General features: G+C 70.3%; 16 protein-coding genes. 11 read left to right on the forward strand and 5 right to left on the reverse strand.

Features of this window, described 5'->3' with window-relative positions:
* Positions 1-115 precede the first annotated feature (115 nt).
* Complete coding sequence (locus ACF1A1_RS06085) at positions 116-1,096, forward strand: pirin family protein (RefSeq protein ID WP_391645914.1); 981 nt, start codon at positions 116-118, stop codon at positions 1,094-1,096.
* Positions 1,097-1,167: 71 nt separating this feature from the next.
* On the opposite strand, the gene ACF1A1_RS06090 is transcribed toward ACF1A1_RS06085, so the two are convergent.
* Entirely contained in the window at positions 1,168-2,076 is a 909-nt protein-coding gene (locus ACF1A1_RS06090) for a BRO family protein (RefSeq protein WP_391645916.1), read from the reverse strand.
* Between the two features lie 165 nt (positions 2,077-2,241).
* Between ACF1A1_RS06090 and ACF1A1_RS06095 the strand changes: the two genes are divergently transcribed.
* Positions 2,242-3,324, forward strand: a complete 1,083-nt coding sequence (locus ACF1A1_RS06095) for an AI-2E family transporter (RefSeq protein ID WP_391645918.1) — start codon at positions 2,242-2,244, stop codon at positions 3,322-3,324.
* On the opposite strand, the gene ACF1A1_RS06100 is transcribed toward ACF1A1_RS06095, so the two are convergent.
* Entirely contained in the window at positions 3,258-5,444 is a 2,187-nt protein-coding gene (locus ACF1A1_RS06100) for a SpoIIE family protein phosphatase (protein ID WP_391645920.1), read from the reverse strand. The genes ACF1A1_RS06095 and ACF1A1_RS06100 overlap by 67 nt on opposite strands.
* A 222-nt stretch (positions 5,445-5,666) precedes the next feature.
* Here ACF1A1_RS06100 and aspS point away from each other — a divergent pair, with 222 nt between their 5' ends.
* From aspS to ACF1A1_RS06125, 5 genes are all read left to right on the forward strand, one after another.
* Positions 5,667-7,430, forward strand: a complete 1,764-nt coding sequence (aspS, locus tag ACF1A1_RS06105; protein WP_391645922.1) for an aspartate--tRNA ligase — start codon at positions 5,667-5,669, stop codon at positions 7,428-7,430.
* A 352-nt stretch (positions 7,431-7,782) separates the two neighbouring features.
* On the forward strand, positions 7,783-8,295 hold the full coding sequence (locus tag ACF1A1_RS06110; RefSeq protein ID WP_391645924.1) for a hypothetical protein: 513 nt from the start codon (positions 7,783-7,785) through the stop codon (positions 8,293-8,295).
* A 27-nt stretch (positions 8,296-8,322) separates the two neighbouring features.
* Positions 8,323-9,339 carry an intradiol ring-cleavage dioxygenase gene (locus tag ACF1A1_RS06115; RefSeq protein WP_391645926.1) on the forward strand — a complete coding sequence of 339 codons (1,017 nt, stop codon included), beginning with the start codon at positions 8,323-8,325 and terminating at the stop codon, positions 9,337-9,339.
* Positions 9,340-9,447: 108 nt separating this feature from the next.
* The gene (locus tag ACF1A1_RS06120; protein WP_391645927.1) at positions 9,448-9,915 is read left to right on the forward strand and encodes a DUF4956 domain-containing protein; all 468 of its coding nucleotides are present in this window, start codon (positions 9,448-9,450) and stop codon (positions 9,913-9,915) included.
* Positions 9,916-10,100: 185 nt separating this feature from the next.
* Positions 10,101-11,444: a polysaccharide lyase family 1 protein gene (locus tag ACF1A1_RS06125; RefSeq protein WP_391645929.1), complete on the forward strand. Its 1,344-nt coding sequence runs from the start codon at positions 10,101-10,103 to the stop codon at positions 11,442-11,444.
* Positions 11,445-11,569: 125 nt separating this feature from the next.
* Here ACF1A1_RS06125 and metG read toward each other — a convergent pair whose 3' ends face one another.
* Together metG and ACF1A1_RS06135 are read right to left on the reverse strand one after the other, a co-directional pair.
* Positions 11,570-13,186, reverse strand: a complete 1,617-nt coding sequence (metG, locus tag ACF1A1_RS06130) for a methionine--tRNA ligase (protein WP_391645931.1) — start codon at positions 13,184-13,186, stop codon at positions 11,570-11,572.
* A gap of 118 nt (positions 13,187-13,304) precedes the next feature.
* Positions 13,305-15,041, reverse strand: coding sequence for a VWA domain-containing protein (locus ACF1A1_RS06135; protein WP_391645933.1), 1,737 nt, complete (start codon positions 15,039-15,041; stop codon positions 13,305-13,307).
* 487 nt (positions 15,042-15,528) lie between these two features.
* On the opposite strand from ACF1A1_RS06135, the gene ACF1A1_RS06140 reads away from it, so the two are divergent.
* From ACF1A1_RS06140 to ACF1A1_RS06155, 4 genes are all read left to right on the forward strand, one after another.
* Positions 15,529-17,637 (forward strand): PhoX family protein, encoded by a 2,109-nt coding sequence (locus ACF1A1_RS06140; RefSeq protein WP_391645935.1) that lies wholly within the window; start codon positions 15,529-15,531, stop codon positions 17,635-17,637.
* Positions 17,638-17,821: 184 nt separating this feature from the next.
* Positions 17,822-18,334: a hypothetical protein gene (locus ACF1A1_RS06145; RefSeq protein ID WP_391646393.1), complete on the forward strand. Its 513-nt coding sequence runs from the start codon at positions 17,822-17,824 to the stop codon at positions 18,332-18,334.
* Between the two features lie 475 nt (positions 18,335-18,809).
* Positions 18,810-19,130, forward strand: coding sequence for an antibiotic biosynthesis monooxygenase (locus tag ACF1A1_RS06150; RefSeq protein ID WP_031117185.1), 321 nt, complete (start codon positions 18,810-18,812; stop codon positions 19,128-19,130).
* Between the two features lie 241 nt (positions 19,131-19,371).
* Positions 19,372-19,548 (forward strand): hypothetical protein, encoded by a 177-nt coding sequence (locus ACF1A1_RS06155; protein ID WP_391645937.1) that lies wholly within the window; start codon positions 19,372-19,374, stop codon positions 19,546-19,548.
* Between the two features lie 365 nt (positions 19,549-19,913).
* On the opposite strand, the gene ACF1A1_RS06160 is transcribed toward ACF1A1_RS06155, so the two are convergent.
* Positions 19,914-20,438 carry an AAA family ATPase gene (locus tag ACF1A1_RS06160; protein WP_391645939.1) on the reverse strand — a complete coding sequence of 175 codons (525 nt, stop codon included), beginning with the start codon at positions 20,436-20,438 and terminating at the stop codon, positions 19,914-19,916.
* Positions 20,439-20,730: the final 292 nt, after the last annotated feature.

The raw sequence follows: 20,730 nt of genomic DNA on the forward strand, positions 1-20,730 counted from the left end.
GGTCGTCAGGCGGTGGAGCCCGGAGGGAATGTCCTCCGGGCTTTCGTCGTTCTGGGTGGCAGGAAGTTCAACGCTCAACTAAACTGGGACGTACGTCGCCCAAGGAGGTACCGACATGCCTGCAGTGACCGTCGAGAACCCGCTGACGCTGCCCCGCGTGACCGCACCGGCCGACGCCGTGGCACGTCCCGTGCTCGCCGTCACGACCGCGCCGAGCGGTTTCGAGGGCGAGGGCTTCCCGGTGCGCCGGGCGTTCGCCGGGATCCACTACCGCCACCTCGACCCGTTCATCATGATGGACCAGATGGGCGAGGTGGACTACGCGCCGGGCGAGCCGAAGGGCACCCCGTGGCATCCGCACCGGGGCTTCGAGACCGTCACCTACATCATCGACGGCATCTTCGACCACCAGGACAGCAACGGTGGGGGCGGCACCATCACCAACGGCGACACCCAGTGGATGACGGCCGGCGCGGGCCTCCTCCACATCGAGGCGCCGCCGGAGCACCTCGTCATGTCCGGTGGCCTCTTCCACGGCCTCCAGCTGTGGGTGAACCTGCCGGCCGAGGACAAGATGATGGCCCCGCGCTACCAGGACATCCGCGGCGGCAACGTCCAGCTGCTGACCTCGCCCGACGGCGGCGCGCTCCTGCGCGTCATCGCGGGCGAACTGGACGGCCACGCGGGCCCCGGCATCACGCACACGCCGATCACGATGATCCACGCGACGCTGGCGCCGGGTGCGGAGATCACCCTGCCGTGGCGCGAGGACTTCAACGGGCTCGCGTACGTCCTGGCGGGCAAGGGCGCGGTCGGCGCGGAGCGCCGCCCGATCCACCTGGGCCAGACGGCGGTCTTCGGCGCGGGCTCGTCGCTGACCGTCCGCGCCGACGAGCGGCAGGACTCGCACACCCCCGACCTCGAGGTCGTCCTCCTCGGCGGCCGCCCGATCCGCGAGCCCATGGTCCACTACGGGCCGTTCGTCATGAACACCAAGGACGAACTCATGCAGGCCTTCGAGGACTTCCAGAAGGGCCGCCTCGGCACCATCCCGGCGGTGCACGGGATGACGGAGAGCGGACCGCAGGCCGTCTGATTTCCGGTACGGTACGACAAGGCCCGAAGCCGCCTCTGGTGCGGCTTCGGGCCTGTTTGCGTCGGGGGGCGCTACGGCAGCACGTAGACGGGTGCGCCGTCGGGAGCGCACCCGGTCTGTCGCACACAGCCGCGCTTGAGCAGCATGCGCAGACAGTCGTGCACGCGGTCCTGCGGCAGTCCCGTACGGTTCGCGATCTCCTCCACGCGGTAACGGGCCTCGCCACGCACCAGAGCCGGAGCCAGGTAGGCCGCGACCGCGTGGACGTCGTCCGTGACGACGAGGTGCCTCGCCTTCCAGGTGGCGAGGAGCTGCTGGGGCGTCAACTCCTGGTCGGGGGCGCCGGGCTGCCTGAGGGCGGTGGCGATGTCGCGCAGCGCCTCCGCCATCGCGGTCTGGCTGCGGCTGATCTCCCGCAGGAGGTCGTTGTGCTCCTGCCGGAAGGCCAGCAGCATCTCGTCGGCCCGGATGTTCCGCTCCTCGAGCCGCACGATGGCGTCGGCGACCTGCCGGGGCATGGCGTAGGCGGTGCCGCCGCTGGGGGCGGGTTGTACGGGGGCGGGTTCGAGGGCGTAGGAGCCGTCGCGCTGGATGGTGGCGATGACCTCGGAGACCCAGGCCTTGAAGGGTTGGGATTCGGGTTTCGTGCAGGCGTTGACCAGGCGGACCAGGCCTGGGAGATTCACGAGGTTCATGTCTCGTCGCCACTCTCGACCTGCGGGAATGCTGAGACTGTGCTTCTGGAGCACACTCTCGGCACTGGCGAAGTTGGTCGCTGCGGCAATGTTGCGCAGAGTGGATCCGACATGTGCGTACCCCAGGTTCTTGCACACGTCGACGGCCGGGAACCAGTGCGTCCCGTCCGGCATGGTCAGTCTCCGCACCCGCGCCCCCGTGGCCGCGAACACGAAGTCGTTGATGTCGATCGCGTCCTGCCGTCCCGTCCGTTCGTCCGACGGCGTGTCGTTCTGCTCGTGCATCGAGCATCACCTCCTCCCCGGAAGCTAGGCATATGCAGGATCAACTTGCGCCGGTGGCAAGTACGTTCACCCGTTAGGGAGCGGAGGCATCGATTCTGCGGAGGGTGTCACCCGGGTGGCCCGTCCGCGCGGGACAAGCGCCCGGGCGCGTGATCCGCTGGAGGCGTGCCGTTGCTCCCCGACCCCGTCCGCCGACTGGCCGCCTGGTGTGCCGTCATCCTGTTGGTCTCGGGTGTGGTCTATGTCGGGATCCGGTTGTGCGCGGAGGTCCGTACGGCGGTCGTGCCGGTGTTGCTGGCGCTGCTCGGGTCGGCGCTGCTCAGGCCGTTTCACCGGCGGCTGGTCAAGGCGAGGGTCAACCGGTCGATCGCCGCCGGTGTCACCTGTGTGGCGGTACTCGCGGTGGTCGGCGGGGCCGTGTACATCGTGGTCGTCGCGCTCGTCGACAGCGGGGACGAGATCGTCGCCTCGCTGAAGCGCGCGGCGCGGGATCTCGCCCGGCACTTCGGGGCGGCCGGGACCTCGCTCGACGATCTCGCGTCCAACGCCCGGGAACTGCTGACGAAGTTCGGCGGGACCGCCGCCTCGGGGGTCATCAGCGGCGTCAGCGTCGTGGGCGAGACCATCGCGATGGCCGTACTCGCGCTGCTGCTCGTCTTCTTCTTCCTGCGGGACGGCGACCGGGCCGTCGGCACCCTGCGGTCCGTCGCGCCGCACGGCACCGCCGACACCATGGAGGCCATGGGGCGGCGGGCCTTCCATGCCGTCGAGGGGTTCATGCGGGGGACCACGTTCATCGCGTTCATCGACGCCGTGTGCATCACGGTCGCGCTGCTCGTCCTGGACGTCCCGGGGGCCGCCGGGCTGGGCGCGCTCGTCTTCGTCGGGGCCTACATCCCCTACCTCGGCGCCTTCATCTCCGGTGCCGTCGCCGTGCTCGTCGCGCTCGCCGACCGCGGTTTCGTCATCGCGCTGTGGGTGCTCGGTGCGGTGCTCGCCGTGCAGTTGCTGGAGGGGCACGTGCTCCAGCCGATGATCCAGAGCCGGACCGTGCAGATGCATCCGGCGGTGGTGATGGTGACGATCACGGCCGGGGCCTCGGTCGCCGGGATTCTCGGCATGCTGCTCGCCGTACCGCTGACGGCGGCGGCGTTCGGGGTCGTGCACGAGCTGCGGGAGCGTTACACCCCCGGCCAGGAGCCGGGCCCGTCCCCGTCTCCGTCCCCGCCCGAGCCGGCGGGCTCGTAGAGCTCGAACCAGATGGTCTTGCCCTCGCCCCGGGGCGACACGCCCCACTCGTCCGCGAGCAGCTCGATGAGGACCAGGCCGCGCCCGGAGGAGGCCAGTTCGCCGGGGCGTCGTTTGTGGGGCAGGTCGTCGCTGGTGTCGGTGACCTCGATCCGCATCCGGCGTCCGCCGGAACCGCCCGTCACCTCGGCGAGCAGCAGCGCGTCGGCGTCGGTGTGCACGAGGACGTTGGTGAGCATCTCGGAGAGCAGCAGGACCGCCGAGTCGATCTGGTCGTCGCAGGCCCAGTCGTGCAGCAGCTCGCGTACCTGGCGCCGGGCCTCGGCGACCCGCTCGGGCTCGGCCTGCGCGACCGTGAGCACGGTGCGCCGGACGGCCGGCCGTGCGGGTGCGGCGGCGCCGAGGCCGCTGCCCTGGCCCTGGCGGCAGACGAGGAGGACGGCGATGTCGTCCTCCCGCCGGTCGGCGAACGGGCCGGTGGTGTGGTGGGACGACGGCCCGTGCACCGCCTGGACCAGTGCGTCGGCCAGCTCCTCCAGGTCGCCCTCGTGCGCCTCGAGGATCTTGCGGACGCGTCGCCAGCCGCTGTCGAGGTCGTGGCCGCCGGTCTCCAGCAGACCGTCGGTGCACAGCATCAGCGCCTCGCCGGGCTCCAGGATGAGGCGGGTCGTGGGGTAGTCCGAGTCGGGGTCGATGCCGAGCGGCAGTCCACCGGCCGTGTCGTGGACCAGGACCGTGCCGTCGGCCATCCGGATCGCCGGGTCGAGGTGGCCGGCCCGGGCGGTCTCCAGGACCCCGGTGACGGGGTCGACCTCGACGTAGAGGCAGGTCGCGAACCGCAGGTCGGCGTAGGTGTCGGTGTGCTCGGCCCGCTCGGTGTCCTGGGCGTGGGTGAGGCCGTAGAAGAAGCGGGAGGCGCGGGAGAGGACGGCGTCGGGGCGGTGCCCCTCGGCGGCGTACGCCCGCAGGGCTATGCGCAGCTGGCCCATCAGGCCCGCGGCCCGCACGTCGTGCCCCTGCACGTCCCCGATGACCAGCGCGAACCGCTTGTTCGGCAGCGGGATCATGTCGTACCAGTCGCCGCCGACCTGGAGGCCGCCACCGGTGGGGATGTAGCGGGCGGCGAGGGTCATGCCCGGTATCTCGGGGCCGAGCGTGGGCAGCATCGAGCGTTGCAGGCCGTCCGTCAGCTCGCGCTGGGTCTCGGCGGCACCCGCCCGGGTGAGGGCCTGGGCGAGCATGCGGGCCACGGTGGTGAGGACGGACCGCTCGTCCGGGGTGAACGCCACCGGATAGGCGAAGGCGGCCATCCAGGCGCCCATCGTGCGGCCGGCCACCGTCAGCGGCAGGAACGCCCAGGACTGGCGGCCGAAGTGCGCGGCCAGCGGCCAGGTGAGCGGGTAGCGCTCCTTGTACTGCTCGGGCGAGGAGAGGTACACGGCCCGGCCCGTGCGGGCGACCTCGGCGGCCGGGTAGTCCGTCTGGAGGGACATCTGGGTGAAGGGGCCCTCGTCACCGGGCCGGTGACCGTGGTGGCCGATGATCGTCAGCCGGTCGCCCTCCACCCCGAAGACGGCCAGCCCGTCCGGGGAGAAGCCCGGCATCGACAGGGCCGCCGCGACCCGCAGCACCTCCTCCGTGGACCGGGCCTCCGCCAGCGCCCGGCCCGCGTCCAGCAGGAACGCCTCCCGGGAGCGCCGCCAGTCGCCCGTGACGGCGGTCCGTCCGGCGGGGGTGCCGGGTCTCGGCTCGGTGACCTCCTGGAGGGTCCCGATCAGCTCGTACGCCTTCTTCACCGGATCGAACGACGGCTTGGAGCGGCTGCGGACGACCCGGACGACCCGTCCCCGGTCGTCCATGATCCGGATCCGGACCTCCGCGAGGGTGCCCTCGGCCACGGCGAGCTGGACCACGCCGGTGATCTCGTTCCAGTCGACCGGGTGGAGGCGGGCCCGGGTCTGGGCCTCGGTGAGGACGGTCTCCTCGGCGGGCAGCCCGAGCAGCCGGGCCGCCTCGGCATCGACCGTGACCAGCCCCGTAGCGGTGCTCCAATGCCACACGCCGGTCGCGAGGGCGGCGAGGACCTCCCCCACGGCGGGCAGAGGCTCGCCAGTGCGCATTGCCCCACTTTAAGAACAAGTAATCGAGACGTGCCACTGATCACTGACGTCGATCACGGCCTCGGACGTCTCGGTCAACGGCCGTACGCGTCTCGGCCGACGACCTCGTGCGTCCAGACCAGCGGCGGCATAAGTGGGGAGAGCCGATCTTGGGCCGCCCGGTACCCTGGGGTTGTTTCACGTGAAACGTGCCCCCGATCCGCGAAGACTGGATGAACGACGATGCATCGGTACAGGTCCCACACCTGCGGCGAGCTCCGCGCCTCTGACGTCGGCACCGACGTCCGGCTGAGTGGCTGGCTGCACAATCGGCGCGACCTGGGCGGCATCCTCTTCATCGATCTGCGCGATCACTACGGCATCACGCAGCTGGTCGCCCGTCCCGGCACGCCCGCGTACGAGGCCCTCGACAAGCTGACCAAGGAGTCGACGGTCCGTGTCGACGGCCAGGTCGTCTCCCGTGGCGCCGAGAACGTCAACGCCGACCTGCCCACCGGTGAGGTCGAGGTGGAGGTGACCGAGGTCGAGCTGCTCGGCGCCGCCCAGCCCCTCCCCTTCACCATCAACACCGAGGACGGGGTCAACGAGGAGCGGCGCCTGGAGTACCGCTTCCTGGACCTGCGCCGCGAGCGCATGCACCGCAACATCATGCTGCGGACGGCGGTCATCTCGGCCATCCGTCAGAAGATGGTGGACCTCGGCTTCAACGAGATGGCGACGCCGATCCTGACCGCGACCTCCCCCGAGGGCGCCCGCGACTTCGTCGTCCCGTCCCGTCTGCACCCGGGCCGGTTCTACGCCCTGCCGCAGGCCCCGCAGCAGTTCAAGCAGCTGCTGATGATCTCCGGCTTCGACCGCTACTTCCAGATCGCGCCCTGCTTCCGCGACGAGGACGCGCGTGCCGACCGCTCGCCGGGCGAGTTCTACCAGCTCGACGTCGAGATGAGCTTCGTCGAGCAGGAGGACGTCTTCCAGCCGATCGAGAAGCTCATGACCGAGCTGTTCGAGGAGTTCGGCAACGGCCGTCATGTCACCTCTCCCTTCCCGCGGATCCCGTTCCGCGAGGCGATGCTGAAGTACGGCTCCGACAAGCCGGACCTGCGCGCCCAGCTGGAGCTGGTGGACATCACCGACATCTTCGAGGGCTCGGAGTTCAAGGCGTTCGCCGGCAAGCACGTGCGCGCGCTGCCGGTGCCGGCGGTCCAGGACCAGCCCCGCAAGTTCTTCGACCAGCTCGGTGAGTACGCGGTCGAGCAGGGCGCCAAGGGCCTGGCGTGGGTGCGGGTCGGCGAGGACGGCTCGCTGTCGGGCCCGATCGCGAAGTTCCTGACGGAGGAGAACGTCGCGGAGCTCACCAAGCGGCTCTCCCTCGCCGCCGGCCACGCGGTCTTCTTCGGCGCGGGCGAGTTCGACGAGGTCTCGAAGATCATGGGTGCGGTGCGGGTCGAGGCCGCGAAGCGTTCCGGTCACTTCGAGGAGAACGTCTTCCGGTTCTGCTGGATCGTCGACTTCCCGATGTTCGAGAAGGACGAGGACACCGGCAGGATCGACTTCTCGCACAACCCCTTCTCGATGCCGCAGGGCGGCATGGAGGCGCTGGAGAACCAGGACCCGCTGGACATCCTGGCCTGGCAGTACGACATCGTCTGCAACGGCGTCGAGCTGTCCTCCGGCGCGATCCGGAACCACGAGCCGGACATCATGCTCAAGGCCTTCAACATCGCGGGCTACGACAACGAGACCGTCGAGCGGGAGTTCGCCGGCATGCTGCGCGCCTTCCGCTTCGGCGCTCCGCCGCACGGTGGCATCGCGCCGGGCGTCGACCGCATCGTCATGCTGCTGGCCGACGAGCCCAACATCCGCGAGACGATCGCCTTCCCGCTCAACGGCAACGCCCAGGACCTGATGATGGGCGCGCCGACCGAGCTGGAGGAGGCGCGGCTGCGGGAGCTGCACATCACGGTGCGCAAGCCGCAGCCGAAGTAGGCGTCGGCCGACAGGCACCTTTCGCAAGGCTGCTGAAGAGGGACCTGAAATCCACGTCGATTTCAGGTCCCTCTTCTATGCGCGACCTTGCGCGGCCTTGCGCGGCTATCCGCGGCCATGCGCGGCGGAAGTCGACGAGGCCGACGCCCTGACGCGCGGAAGGCCCCGGTCACCGGCTCCGCCCCGCTGCCCCCGGCCGGTGACCGGGGGCCTCTGGGAAACCTCACCGGAGCCCCACAGGAATCCCGAGGGGGACCCACAGCGGCCTGTCGTCTCATGGGACACCGGACGGAGCCGACCAGGGTTCGGCGCGGGCCCGCGGGGCCTGTGGGGCAAGGGAGGGAATCCAGCCATGGCGTTCATGATCACGCTCTCACTGCTGCTGATCGCCGGCGCGGTCGTCGGCGTCGTGGCCCGGCGCCGGACGCACCGGCGCCACCCCTCCTCGGGCCTGTCCGACCTGGACGCGGAGGTGGAGGCGAACCAGTGGCTCGTACGGCTGGGCGGCGGTCTGGTCCCGCCCGACGTGCGCGTCTGGGCGGGCGCGGACGAGGAGGCGGCCCGGGCGCTGATCCGCGCGGCGGAGTGCCATCGGGCGGCCCGCGACCGGCTGGCCACGGCCCGTACGGCGGAGGAGTACGGGGAGGCCACCCGGATGGCACGGGAGGGACTGCGCCAGCTGCGCCGGGCCCGTACGGCACTGGGCCTGGAGAAGCCCCCGGCCGCCGACGGGCCGCCCCCGTGCGGCCCGTCGGCCGGCCGGGGCGGGGGCGCGGTAGTGCTCGGAGAGTGGCCGGAAACGTGTTGCCCCCCGGTGCCCGTCGCCGGGCTCATGGGATCGCACAGGTCTTTCCCACCCTCCTGACAGGGCGGTCTCCTAGCTTCCTCGCTCATGACGGGAAACAAGGAAAACCAGCAGGGCCCCCGGCACAAACGGGATCTGACGCGCCGCAAGGTCGTCGTCACCGGTGCGGGGGCGGTGGCCGCGGTCGGGGTGGGCGGCTCGCTGGCCGCGGGCGCGTTCGCGGGGGAGACGGGCAAGGCGAAGGCCGGTGCCCCGGCGACCGGCAGCGCCAGTGCCGCCGAGGTCTGCTACAAGCTCACCTCCGAGACCACCGAGGGCCCCTACTACATCGACGCCGACAAGATCCGCCAGGACATCACCGAGGACAGGGAAGGGATTGCGCTCAGCCTCGGCATCAAGGTCATCGACTCCGAGACCTGCGAGCCGTTGCGGAACGTGGCCGTGGACATCTGGCACTGCGACGCGCTGGGCATCTACTCCGGTTACGAGAGCCTGTCCACGGGCGGAGGCGGCGGTGCGCCGGCCGACGCCCCCTCGGGCACACCCACCGGTACGCCCACCGGTGAGCCGCCGACGGGCGCGCCCTCCGGCGGGGCCGGCGGTGGCGGGGGCCACGAGGAGCCCACCGACGACGAGCGGTACCTGCGTGGCACCTGGAAGACCGACAAGCGGGGCCTGGTCACGTTCAAGACGGTCTTCCCGGGGTGGTACCGGGGCCGGTGCGTGCACATCCACACGAAGGTGCACGTCGACGGCGCGTGGACGGACGCCGGGTACGAGGGCGGGCACACCTGCCACACCGGTCAGTTCTTCTTCGACGAGGAGTCCGTCCTCGCCTCCGCCGAGGTGGCGCCGTACTCCACCAGCACCACCGAGCGCACCACGCTCACCGAGGACACGATCTACGACCAGAGCGGCACCCAGGGCGGCCTGCTCAAGCTGAAGTACGACAAGAAGAACATCGCGAAGGGCGTTCAGGCGTCGATCACCGTGGGCGTCGACCCGGAGGCGACCCACACCGGCACCGACGACGCCGTGCAGCCGGGCGCGTCCGCCACGGCCGCGGCCTCCGGCGGGGCGTCCCCGTCGCCCTCCGTCGGCTGACCCCTTCCGCCTCCTCGGACCGACCCCCGCGGGGTCGTACGGCCGCACCGCCGCCCCGGCGGGTGACCGTACGCCCCCGTTCTGTCGAGCCCGCCACTCGGACGCGGGGTGACCGGGCGCCCCGGGTGCCGGTGCACCGTAAAGACGTCCTCCGTACTCGCCATCGGTCTGCTCAACGGCATCCCCGAGGACGCGACGGCCCTGCCCGTCACCCTCACCGCACTGATCGTCCTGACGCTGTACGTCGCCGACCACCCCCGCCTCTTCGCCCGCCACCGCACCCGCACCCTGCGCCTGGACTCCGCGCACACCGACGAGGACGCGCTGCGCGCGCACCTCGCCGTGCTGCTGGGCGGACGGGTGGTGAACCTGTCGGTCAAGAACATCGACCTCGTCAACGACACGACCCTGGTGGAGGTCCGGTACGTGGTGGCCGCCACGCGCGCCCCGGTCCCCTCGCCGGACGGCACCGGCGGCCTCGCGGCGGCGACGGGCGCCCTCGGCTCGGCGCGGGAGATCGCCACGGTGACGGCGGGGGAGGCCCCGGAGGGCGGCTTCGGCGGGGGCCGGCCCTGAGCGGGGAGGACGCCCGGCCGGGGCAGGCGCCGACCACCGGGAACTCCGGCAAGCGCAGGTGAGGAGAACCGAGGAGACCGGCGGGAGAGGGCGGAAAAAAATCCCTCCGAAGCGGCAACTCTTCCTCCACGGGCGCCCACTGACGGGTCGTAAGGCTCGTTCGACACACCCGTAAGGACTCCCCCGTGGCAGCCACCACCCACCGTCGGTCCCTCCGCAAGCGCCGCACCCTCGTCGTCTCCGCCGCCGTCGTGGCCGCCGGGGCCGGTGCTGGTGTGTTCGTGCTGAACGCGAACGCCGACGCCGTCGACCTGTACCACCAGACGCTCGCCGCGAAGGACGGCTGGGCGTCCTCCGGTACGGGGACGACCGGGGGCACGAAGGCCGACGCCGCCCACACCTTCACCGTCTCGACCCGCGCCCAGCTCGTGAAGGCGCTCGGGTCCGCGTCCGACACCACCCCCCGGATCATCAAGATCAAGGGCATGATCGATGCCAACACCGACGACTCCGGCAAGAAGCTGACCTGCGCCGACTACGCGTCCGGCACCGGCTACTCGCTGTCGGCGTACCTGAAGGCCTTCGACCCGGCCACCTACGGCACCTCCAAGCTGCCCTCCGGCGCGCAGGAGACGGCGCGCGCCGCCGCCCAGGCCAAGCAGGCGAAGAACATCGTCTTCAGGGTCCCCGCCAACACCACCCTCGTCGGCGTGCCCGGCACCAACGCCGGGATCTCCGGCGGCATGGTCCAGATCCAGAACGTGGACAACGTCATCGTCCGCAACCTCACCTTCGCCGCCACCGAGGACTGCTTCCCGCAGTGGGACCCGACCGACGGCGACGACGGCAACTGGAACTCCAACTACGACTCGGTCACCCTGCGCGGCGCGACCCACGTCTGGGCGGACCACAACACGTTCACCGACGCCCCGCACTTCGACAGCGCCAACCCGAAGTACTTCGGCCGCGAGTACCAGATCCACGACGGCGCCCTCGACATCACCAAGGGCTCCGACCTGGTGACCGTCTCGCACAACCAGTTCACCAACCACGACAAGACGATGCTGATCGGCAGCAGCGACACCGACAGCGTCGGCAAGCTGCGCGTCTCCATCCACCACAACGTGTGGAAGGGCATCATCCAGCGCGCCCCGCTGGCCCGCATCGGCCAGATCCACATCTACAACAACTACTACGACGTCACGACCCTCAACGGGTACGCGCCGCAGTACAGCATCAACTCCCGCGCCAAGGCCCAGGTCGTCGCCGAGAACAACCACTGGAAGCTGCCCTCCGGCGCGAAGGCCGCCAAGCTGCTCAGCGGCGACGGCACCGGTTCGGTCGCCGGCGGCGGCAACCTCGTCAACGGCACCGTGACCGACCTCGTCTCCGCGTACAACGCCGCCTCGTCGAAGGACCTGAAGACGACGGTCAACTGGACGCCGACCCTCACGACGGGCCTGGAGTCCTCGGCGAAGAACCTGCCGACGACTCTGGCGACGACGACGGGCGCGGGCGTCCTGAAGTAGCCCACGCCCGAGGGGCCCGGGAGCGGCACACGCTTCGCCCGGGTTCGGCGAGGGCTGCGGGCGTGTCCTGCGACAACCAGGGGGCCCGGGAGTTGTCCCGGGCCCCCTGGTCACGTGTACGGCGGTCAGGCCGTCGGCTTCTCCTCCAGGCGGGGGAAGAGCACCGCGCCCTTGGTGACCGTGGAGCCGGGCGGGAGCAGGCCCCAGGTGGCGGCCTCCTGCACGCGCTGTTCGGCGAGTGCGCCCAGGGCCGGCTCGGCGCCCAGGGAGTCCCAGAGCCGCTGGGAGGTGTCCGGCATGATCGGGTTGAGGAGGACGGCGACGGCACGGAGGGACTCGGCGGCCGTGTAGAGGATGGTGGCGAGACGGGCCTTGCCCTCGTCACTGGTGTCCTTGGCCACCTTCCACGGCTCCTGCTCCGTGATGTAGCCGTTGACCTGCTTGACGAAGTCGAAGACGGCCAGGATGCCGCCCTGGAAGTCCAGCTCGTCGCCGATCTTCCGGTCGGCCTCGGCGACCGCCCTGGCCAGGCCGTCGTGCAGCGCCTTCTCGGCCTCGCCGCCGGCGGTGGCCTCGGGCAGCCGGCCGTCGAAGTACTTGCCGACCATGGCCGCGACGCGGGAGGCGAGGTTGCCGTAGTCGTTCGCCAGCTCGCTCGTGTACCGGGCGGAGAAGTCCTCCCAGGAGAAGGAGCCGTCCTGGCCGAAGGCGATCGCGCGCAGGAAGTACCAGCGGTAGGCGTCCACGCCGAAGTGCGTGGTCAGGTCCTGCGGCTTGATGCCGGTCAGGTTCGACTTCGACATCTTCTCGCCGCCGACCATCAGCCAGCCGTTCGCGGCGATCCTGCCGGGCAGCGGCAGGCCCTGCGCCATCAGCATCGCGGGCCAGATCACCGCGTGGAAGCGCAGGATGTCCTTGCCGACCAGGTGGACGTCGGCCGGGAAGGTGGCCTCGAACTTCTCCTGGTTCTCGTTGTAGCCGACCGCCGTGGCGTAGTTCAGCAGCGCGTCGACCCACACGTAGATCACGTGCTTGGTGTCCCAGGGGATCGGGATGCCCCAGTCGAAGGTCGAGCGGGAGATGGAGAGGTCCTGGAGTCCCTGCCGGACGAAGTTCACGACCTCGTTGCGCGCGGACTCGGGCTGGATGAAGCCGGGGTTCGCCTCGTAGTGGGCGAGGAGCTTCTCGCCGTACTCGCTCAGCTTGAAGAAGTAGTTCTCCTCGCTGAGGATCTCCACCGGCTTCTTGTGGATCGGGCAGAGCTTCTGACCCGCGAAGTCACCCTCGCCGTCGAGCAGCTCGCCGGGGAGCTTGTACTCCTCGCAGCCGACGCAGTACGGGCCCTCGTAGCCGCCCTTGTAGATCTCGCCCTTGTCGTACAGGTCCTGCACGAACTCCTGGACGCGGTCGGTGTGCCGCCGCTGCGTGGTGCGGATGAAGTCGTCGTTCGCGATGTCCAGGTGCTCCCAGAGGGGCTTCCAGGCCTCCTCCACGAGCTTGTCGCACCACTCCTGCGGGGTCACTCCGTTGGCGTCGGCGGTGCGCATGATCTTCTGACCGTGCTCGTCCGTGCCGGTGAGGTACCACACCTTCTCGCCGCGCTGACGGTGCCAGCGCGTGAGCACGTCCCCTGCGACGGTCGTGTAGGCGTGGCCCAGGTGAGGAGCGTCGTTGACGTAGTAGATGGGGGTCGAGACGTAGAACGCCTTCGCACCCTGCTTCTCGGTTCCAGTGGCCGCCATGCCCGAAATCCTACTGGCCCCCCGAAGATCGACTCACACGCGTTTCGGGGGGTGGACGGGCCCGGTCGGCGGGTCCGTCCACCCCCCGGCGGGGTGCGACGCGGGTGGTGACCGGGGCTTACGGCCGCCAGGTCGCGAGCACGCCCTCGTACAGCTCCTGGTCCGTGAGCTCGCGGGGGGCGGGGCCCGCGTGGAAGAAGGACGTGTTGTCGGTCTTGAGCTTGCGGAGGTAGTCGAAGGCCTTGTTGTCGTGCTCGCCGAAGGCGACGAAGGAGAAGAAGACGGTGGGGTGGTTCTTCGCGGCGTCGGTGAGGGCCTGGGTGGCGGGGGTCTTGGCGTCGGGGGCGCCGTCCGTCTGGAAGACGACGAGTGCGGGGGTCTGGGGGGTCGCCGCCTTCCCGTGCTTCTCGTGGTGCGCCACGACGGCCTCGACGGCGGCGTGGTAGCTGGTACGGCCCATGCGGCCGAGGCCGGCGTGCAGCTCGTCGATCCTGTTCTCGGGGTCGGTGAGCGTGAGGTCGGCGGTGCCGTCGAGCTCCGTGGAGAAGAAGACGACGTGGACCTTGGGCTCGGCGGCCTCGGGGGTGAGGCGGGCGGCGAGGGCGAGCGTCTGGTCGGCGAGGGCCTGCGCGGAGCCGTCCTTGTAGTACGGGCGCATGGACGCGGAGCGGTCCAGGACGAGGTAGACGTCGGCCCGGGCGCCGGAGAGGTCCAGCTTCTCGAGGGTGGCGTCGGCTGCCCTGTGGGCGGTGGCGAGGTGGGCGGGGACGGGGGCGTCGACCGTGGTTGCGGGGTCGCTGGACTTCACCGGGGCGGCGGCTGCGGGCGCCACGGCGTCCACGGGCTCCACGGCGTCCACGGGCTCAGCGGCGTCCGCCGTGTCGGTCGGCTCCGCCGGGGCCGTCGCGTCCGCGGTGGGCTCCGGCTCCCGCTCTGCTTCCGGCTGGGGCTCCGCGGCGGTCTCGGCCTGCGGCTCCGCCTCGGCGGACGTCTCAGCCGTCGGCTCGGGCTGCGGCTCCGCCGCAGGCTCCTCGGCGGCTGCGACCGGCTCGGACTCCGCGTCCGGCTCGGACTGGTCGGCGGCCGCGGGCTGGTCGGCCGGCGCGGCCTCGTCCGTCAGCTCGGACTCGCTCGTCCGGGCGGGCTCGGCTTCCGGGGTGGTCTCCTCGGCCACCGGTGCCGACCCCTCGGCGGCCGGTACGGCCTCGGGCTCGGACTCCGGGGTGGCCTCTTCGGCGACCGGCTCGGTGTCGGCCTCCGGTTCCGGTGTGGCCTCCTCCGCGACCGGCTCGGTCTCGGTCTCGGCTTCCGGCGTCGCCTCCTCAGTCGTCGGCGCCGCCTCCTCCGCGACCGGCTCGGTCTCGACCTCGGCCCCCTGAGCGGGCGTGTCGGCGACCGGCTCGGGCTCACCCTGCGGGGACGATTCCTCGGCGACGGGCTCCACCGTGGGCTCGGCCTCCGGCGTGACGGCCTCCACCACCGGCTCGTCCGCCACCGGCGCCTCGGCGACCGGCGCCTCGGTGACCGGCACCTCGGTGACCGCCGCCTCGCTGACCGGCTCCTCGGGCACCCGGGTCCCGGTCACCGGCTCCTCGGCAACCGCCGTCGGCGTCTCCCCGACCGGCTCCCCGGTCGGCGTCGGCTCCTCGGTGACCGGCTCCGCCGCGGACTCCCGCGTCACCGGTGCCGGCTCCTGCGTACCCGCCGTCGTCGCGTCGGTCCGGTCCGCCGGCGGCTCCTCCGTGCCCGCCTCCGGCTCCTCCCCGGACCGGGTCGGCCTCGGGACCGTCACCTTGTCGAAGGCCGCCGCGACCAGTTCGTGTTCGTCGTTGGACGCCGTGCGGGGCTCGGGCACCTGGGCCGTGGGCTCCGGAGCGGTCGGTTCGGTGGTCGTCGGCTGCTTCGTGTCCGCCGCCGGCGAAGGGGTCGCCGGCGAAGGCGCTGCCTGCGAAGGCGCTCCCTGCGAAGGAACCCGTTCCGCACCCTCTGCCTCGGCCGTGCGCGTCTTGCGTGAGCGGCCGAATGCGTTCCGCAGGAGAGTGAGAATGCCCATGTGCGCAACCCTTCGAGTGAGTTGATGCCCGTAATCCCTGGCCAGGACGGACACGTAAGGTTAGCGGCCCCCGGTGGCGATCTTGGGGAGGGGTGAGTGGACGGAAGGCGGGTGTGTCAACACCGCCTCGGTGACCCGCCGACCCCTGCGCCGGCCCCCGCCCCACTCCCGCGCCAACGCCCTTGTGGCTGCCGGGGATTCACCCACCGTTCACCCGGCGTCAGCGCTTCCGCACGTACGTGCCCCTACCGTCACGTCCACACCCACGGGCACGCAAGGGGAGATGTAAGTGCGCAAGCTGCTGCCGCTGATCGGAACGCCGAACCAGTCGCATCCCGGCGGACGATCCGCCATGACCTGTCGTTTCCGGTGTGGTGACGCCTGTTTCCACGAGGTGCCCAACACCAGCGACAACGAGTACGTCGGTGACGTCATCGCGGGGGCCCTCAGCCGCCGCTCGATGATGCGCGCCGCCGCCGTCGTCACCGTCGCGGGCGCCGCCGGTGCGGCGAGCGTCGCCGGGGCGCGTCCGGCGGGGGCGGCGACCCCGCAGGCGGACCAGGCGGGCAATGCGGATGCGGCGTCACAGTCGTACGGGAAACCGGCGAAACCGGGCAGGGGGGCGCGTGGGCTGCGGTACAGCAGTGTCGCGCCGAACACCACCGACGCCGTCGTCGTCCCGGACGGCTACACCCAGAACGTCGTGATCCGCTGGGGCGAGCCCATCCTGCGCGGTGCGCCGGCCTTCGACCCGGAGAAGCAGACGCCGGCCGCCCAGGCGGGCCAGTTCGGCTACAACAACGACTTCCTCGCGCTGCTGCCCCTGCCGGGGGAGCGCGACCGGCAGCTGCTCGTCGCCAACCACGAGTACACCGACGAGGTCCTGATGTTCCGCGGCTACGACGCCGCCAACCCGACCCGGCAGCAGGTCGAGATCGCCTGGGCCGCGCACGGGCTGTCCGCCGTCGTCGTGGAGGGGGACCGCAGGACCGGCAAGCTCGTCGCCGTCCCGCGCCACCCGCTGAACCGGCGGGTCACGGCCACCACCGAGTTCCGGATCACCGGTCCCGCCGCCGGCTCCGACCTCCTCAAAACCTCCGCCGACCCGACGGGCACCAAGGTCCTCGGCACGCTCAACAACTGCTCCGGCGGCACCACCCCGTGGGGCACCACCCTCCACGGCGAGGAGAACTTCAACCAGTACTTCGCGAACAGCGGCCGCGCCACGGACAAGCGGTACGGCGTCGGCACCGGGGCCAGCGAGCGCAAGTGGGAACGCTTCGACAAGCGGTTCGACGTCGCGCAGGAGCCGAACGAGGTGCACCGGTTCGGATACGTCGTCGAGTTCGATCCGTACGACCCGGCCTCCACGCCCCGCAAGCACACCGCGCTCGGACGGTTCAAGCACGAGGCCGCGACCGTCCGGCTCACGCACGACGGCCGTCCCGTCGTCTACTCCGGTGACGACGAGCGCTTCGACTACTTCTACAAGTTCGTCAGCAGCAAGCGGATGAGGCACGGCACCTCCCGGGCCGTGCGCGAGCACAACCTCTCGCTGCTCGACGAGGGCACCCTGTACGTCGCCAAGCTCACCGGCGACTCCCCGGCCCTCGAGATCGACGGCACGGGCAAGCTGCCGGGGGACGGCGAGTTCGACGGCGCCGGCGAGTGGATCCCGCTGGCGACGGCCACCGCGAAGGGCGCCGTCTCGCACGTGGCGGGCATGACCGCCGCGGAGGTGTTCGTCTTCACGCGGCTCGCCGGTGACAAGGTCGGCGCGACGAAGATGGACCGGCCCGAGGACATCGAGCCCAGCCCGGTCACCGGCAAGGTGTACGTCGCCCTCACCAACAACTCCAACCGCGGTGTCGGTACGAACGCCAAGGCGGACGAGGCCAACCCGCGCAACGCCAACAAGCACGGTCACGTCCTGGAGCTGACCGAGCGCTGGAACCGGCCGGAGAGCACGACGTTCGCCTGGTCGCTGTTCCTGGTCGCGGGCGACCCGGACGACCCGGCGACGTACTTCGCGGGCTTCCCGAAGGACGACGTCAGCCCGATCTCCTGCCCGGACAACGTGGCCTTCGACCCGTACGGCAACCTGTGGATCTCCACGGACGGCGCCCAGCTCGGCTCGCACGACGGTCTCTTCGGTGTCGCCACGCGCGGTGCGCGGCGCGGCGAGCTGAAGCAGTTCCTGACCGTGCCGAACGGCGCCGAGACCTGCGGCCCGATCATCCAGGAGCGGCGCGTCCTCGTCGCCGTGCAGCACCCGGGTGAGATCGACGGGGCGTCGGTGGAGAAGCCGGCGAGCACCTGGCCCGACGGACCCGGCAGGCTCGTCCGTCCCGCGGTCGTGGCCGTGTGGCGTGAGGACGGGGCGGACATCGGCGTCTAGTGTTGTGACCGCGAACGTTCACCGGGTTGGTCGTGATGTGCTCGATCGCCGGACGGTTGGACAACCCAGCTCGTGCGGCGATCGAGCCCGCCTCAGGTCCTCCTTCAACAGGTGCGCCCTCATCCGCAGGGCGGATACGGTCCGCCGTAGCGGACGAAGCGCGGCCGCTATGTCCAGGGCCAGCATGTACGTCATGACGACAGCGACCGCCCCTCTCCCCGCCTCCGTACCTGCGCCTGTCTGGGCTCGCCTCGCCGCCCACGCCATCGCTCTGTGCGCCGTCCCTTCCGGCCTGTGGCGGATCGCCATGGCATCCGGTGTCTATGTGGGCTACAGCGACCAAGTGCTGCGCGACGTCTTCGACATCCCGGGCTGGGGCATCGCGTACGTCGTCGGCCTCTCCGTCCTCACTGAGCTGGCCGCTCTGTTTCCGCTGCTGCTCGTCAGCGACCGGTGGAGGCCGCTGCGCCCCAGGGTTCTCGCCCCGCTGGCCTGGACCGCCTCGGGCGTCCTGTTCCTGGTGGCACTGTGGCAACTCATGGTCGCTTTCACCGTCGAGAGCCAGACGTACATGTCGAGCGGTACGGCGCAGACTGTCTGGGGGTTCGCTTTTGCCCCGCTTTTCGCCATCCCGGCCCTGATGACCGCGGTGACCTGGTCGTACGCAAAGCGGCACCGGGCACGGGGACAGGCATAGGCCCGTACCACGTCCTTGACATCGGCTAACCCTGTTCCACCGCCTCCCGGCCCGACAAGCGTGGCCGATGGCTGAGCAGCCCGGTGATCCTTTTCCGATCACCGGGTTGAGCGGTCAGGCTGCTGTGGTGAGGGGCGTCCGCCCCAGCGGATGCCCTTCTCCTTGCGGATGCAGGCGTGTTCCTTGCGCTGGGCGGCGAGGACGTCGGGGTGGCGGGCCTTGGCGTGCGCCAGCGCAGGTAGCGGTCCAGGGCCCCGGGTCTGTGCGGGATGGGGACGGGCCACTGTCGCAGCGCACAGGGGTTCAGTTCGGTGCTCCCCAAGCTTGGCGTCCGGAGGTCCTGAATGGCGTCCGAACTTCCTTGTCAGGCACGCGCGTTGGGCAGTGCCAGGGCCTGGAAGAAACGCGGTGCCGATCCGTGTTGCTTCCTGTGAAGGACACCATCTCTCACAGGGCCTGCGAGGAGATATTGAGCATGACCGAGATCAGTACGGGCGGCGACCTGGTCACTTACATCAATGTCTTCACTGTCGCTCCCGAGAATCAGCAACGTCTCATCGAGCTGCTCCAGTACATGGCGCGGGAGGTCATGCCGAAGCAGCCTGGCTATGTGCAGGCCAATATTCACCGGGGTCTTGAGGGAACTCGAGTGGCCAACTACAACCAGTGGCGCTCGCAAGCGGATCTGGCGGCCGCGCGCGAAGACGCCGATGTGCGGGCGTGCATGGAGCAAGTACTCGAGATCGCGACGCTCGACCTCGTACCGTATGAGGTTGTCTCCGTACACCGGCCGTAGTTAGTGGCCGGAAGGTTGGCTTTGTGCACTACGAGGATGGCCAGCTGCTCGAAACCCTCGTTCTGGCCGGCTGGTACCGCACGATCAGCTACATGACCAATGGGCTCCTCCTGGAAGAGGAACCCTGAGGCACCCGCTTCCCGGCCCGGTGACCGCACTCCGCACATGCTTGGCCGTTGACCAGCAGTGCGGGACAGCTCTTCAGACGGGCTGGAAACAGTGATCTCACAGGAGGGCATTCATGCGTGCCATGCGGTTCGGGAGGTTCGGTGGGCCGGAGGTCCTGGAGGAGGCCGATGTGTCAGATCCGTTGGCGGGGCCGGGCGAGACTCTGGTCCAGGTGGAGGCCGCGGGTGTCAATTTCGGCGACATCAAGCAGATCGCGGGTGAGCACACCGACGGTTGGTCCTGTAGGTGAGAGCTGGCAACGTTTGTCGACGGTTTTGGGCAGCACTTAGCCATCACAGGGCTCGGAAATGTCGATGAGAACTAGCAACGCTTTCGGAGCGCACGGCGGCTGGAAGTAGGCTGCCCCCAGTCCACCTGCCGCGCCCGTTGCGGGGGCGTCGCGTGCATGGCGGGCATCGGCTGGCGCCCTGGTCGGTCTGGGCGCTGGTTTGGTGCTCGGATCGCTTCTGCGCGGCCGACGCTAGAGCCTGTCCGGCGGATCTTTCCGTGCCCGGCGCGCCGGGCACGGCTACGTTGTCGAATTATCCAAGTGTGCCCACGGCTGGCCCCAGGCTCCCGCGCCAGTAGTGGGCCGCACCAAGGTTGGCCGGACAGTCACGCGAGCGACGGCCACCGATCGGCGGCCCACTCCAGCCATCCTGACCACCCAGGAGGTGGACTCCCAACCTCATGTCCATCGAGTTCCATGGCGTCGGGCTCCTCGAACAGCGTCCTCCAGTGCGAGAGGTCCGTCTCGCTCATCGCGAAGGTCTGATCAGGGGTGGTCGACTGGCGATGGGCGATCCGAGCACGTTGGGTTTCATGGTCCACCGGCACGTACACAAGTTGACAGGACGCGCCCGCAGACGTCACCAACCAGCGGATCGCGGACCTCTCATCACGAGACCAGCATCCGAAGTCCAGGACCACGTGGGTTCCCAGCCTCAGCGCCTCCAGACCAAGCCAGAGCAGCCGTCCTTCCAGCACATCGCGCTTCCCCTCCGGCTGCGGATCGCCGAACAGCGGGATCATCCACTCATCCGGCGTCAGCCGCAGCGCGCTGTGCTCCTTGGCCAGCTGCCGAGCTCTCGTGGTCTTCCCGGCACCTGGCAGGCCGACCGTCAGGAACAACGTCGTCACACCCAGATCGTGTCACGAAGGCCAAGTGGAGGACGACTGCTCTTTCTGCCGAGATCGCCGCGACCGACGCGGCCCAGCAGCGCGATGACGTCCAGTGGCGGTGACGCACGCCTCCCAGGTTCTTTCCGGTGGTTCAGGGGTCGTAGGTACTGGCGGGCCGATGCCGTGTGATGCGGCTGATCACGGCTTGAGCCAAAGGCGGATCGAAGCCGCGGCGACGGTGCCGTGGAAGACGTAGGCGCGCTAGTCGAATCGTGGCCACGGCCCGGGAGTTCTTCTCCATGACCGGGAT

It is taken from the genome of Streptomyces sp. NPDC014995 (genome assembly GCF_043080745.1).
GTDB lineage: Bacteria > Actinomycetota > Actinomycetes > Streptomycetales > Streptomycetaceae > Streptomyces.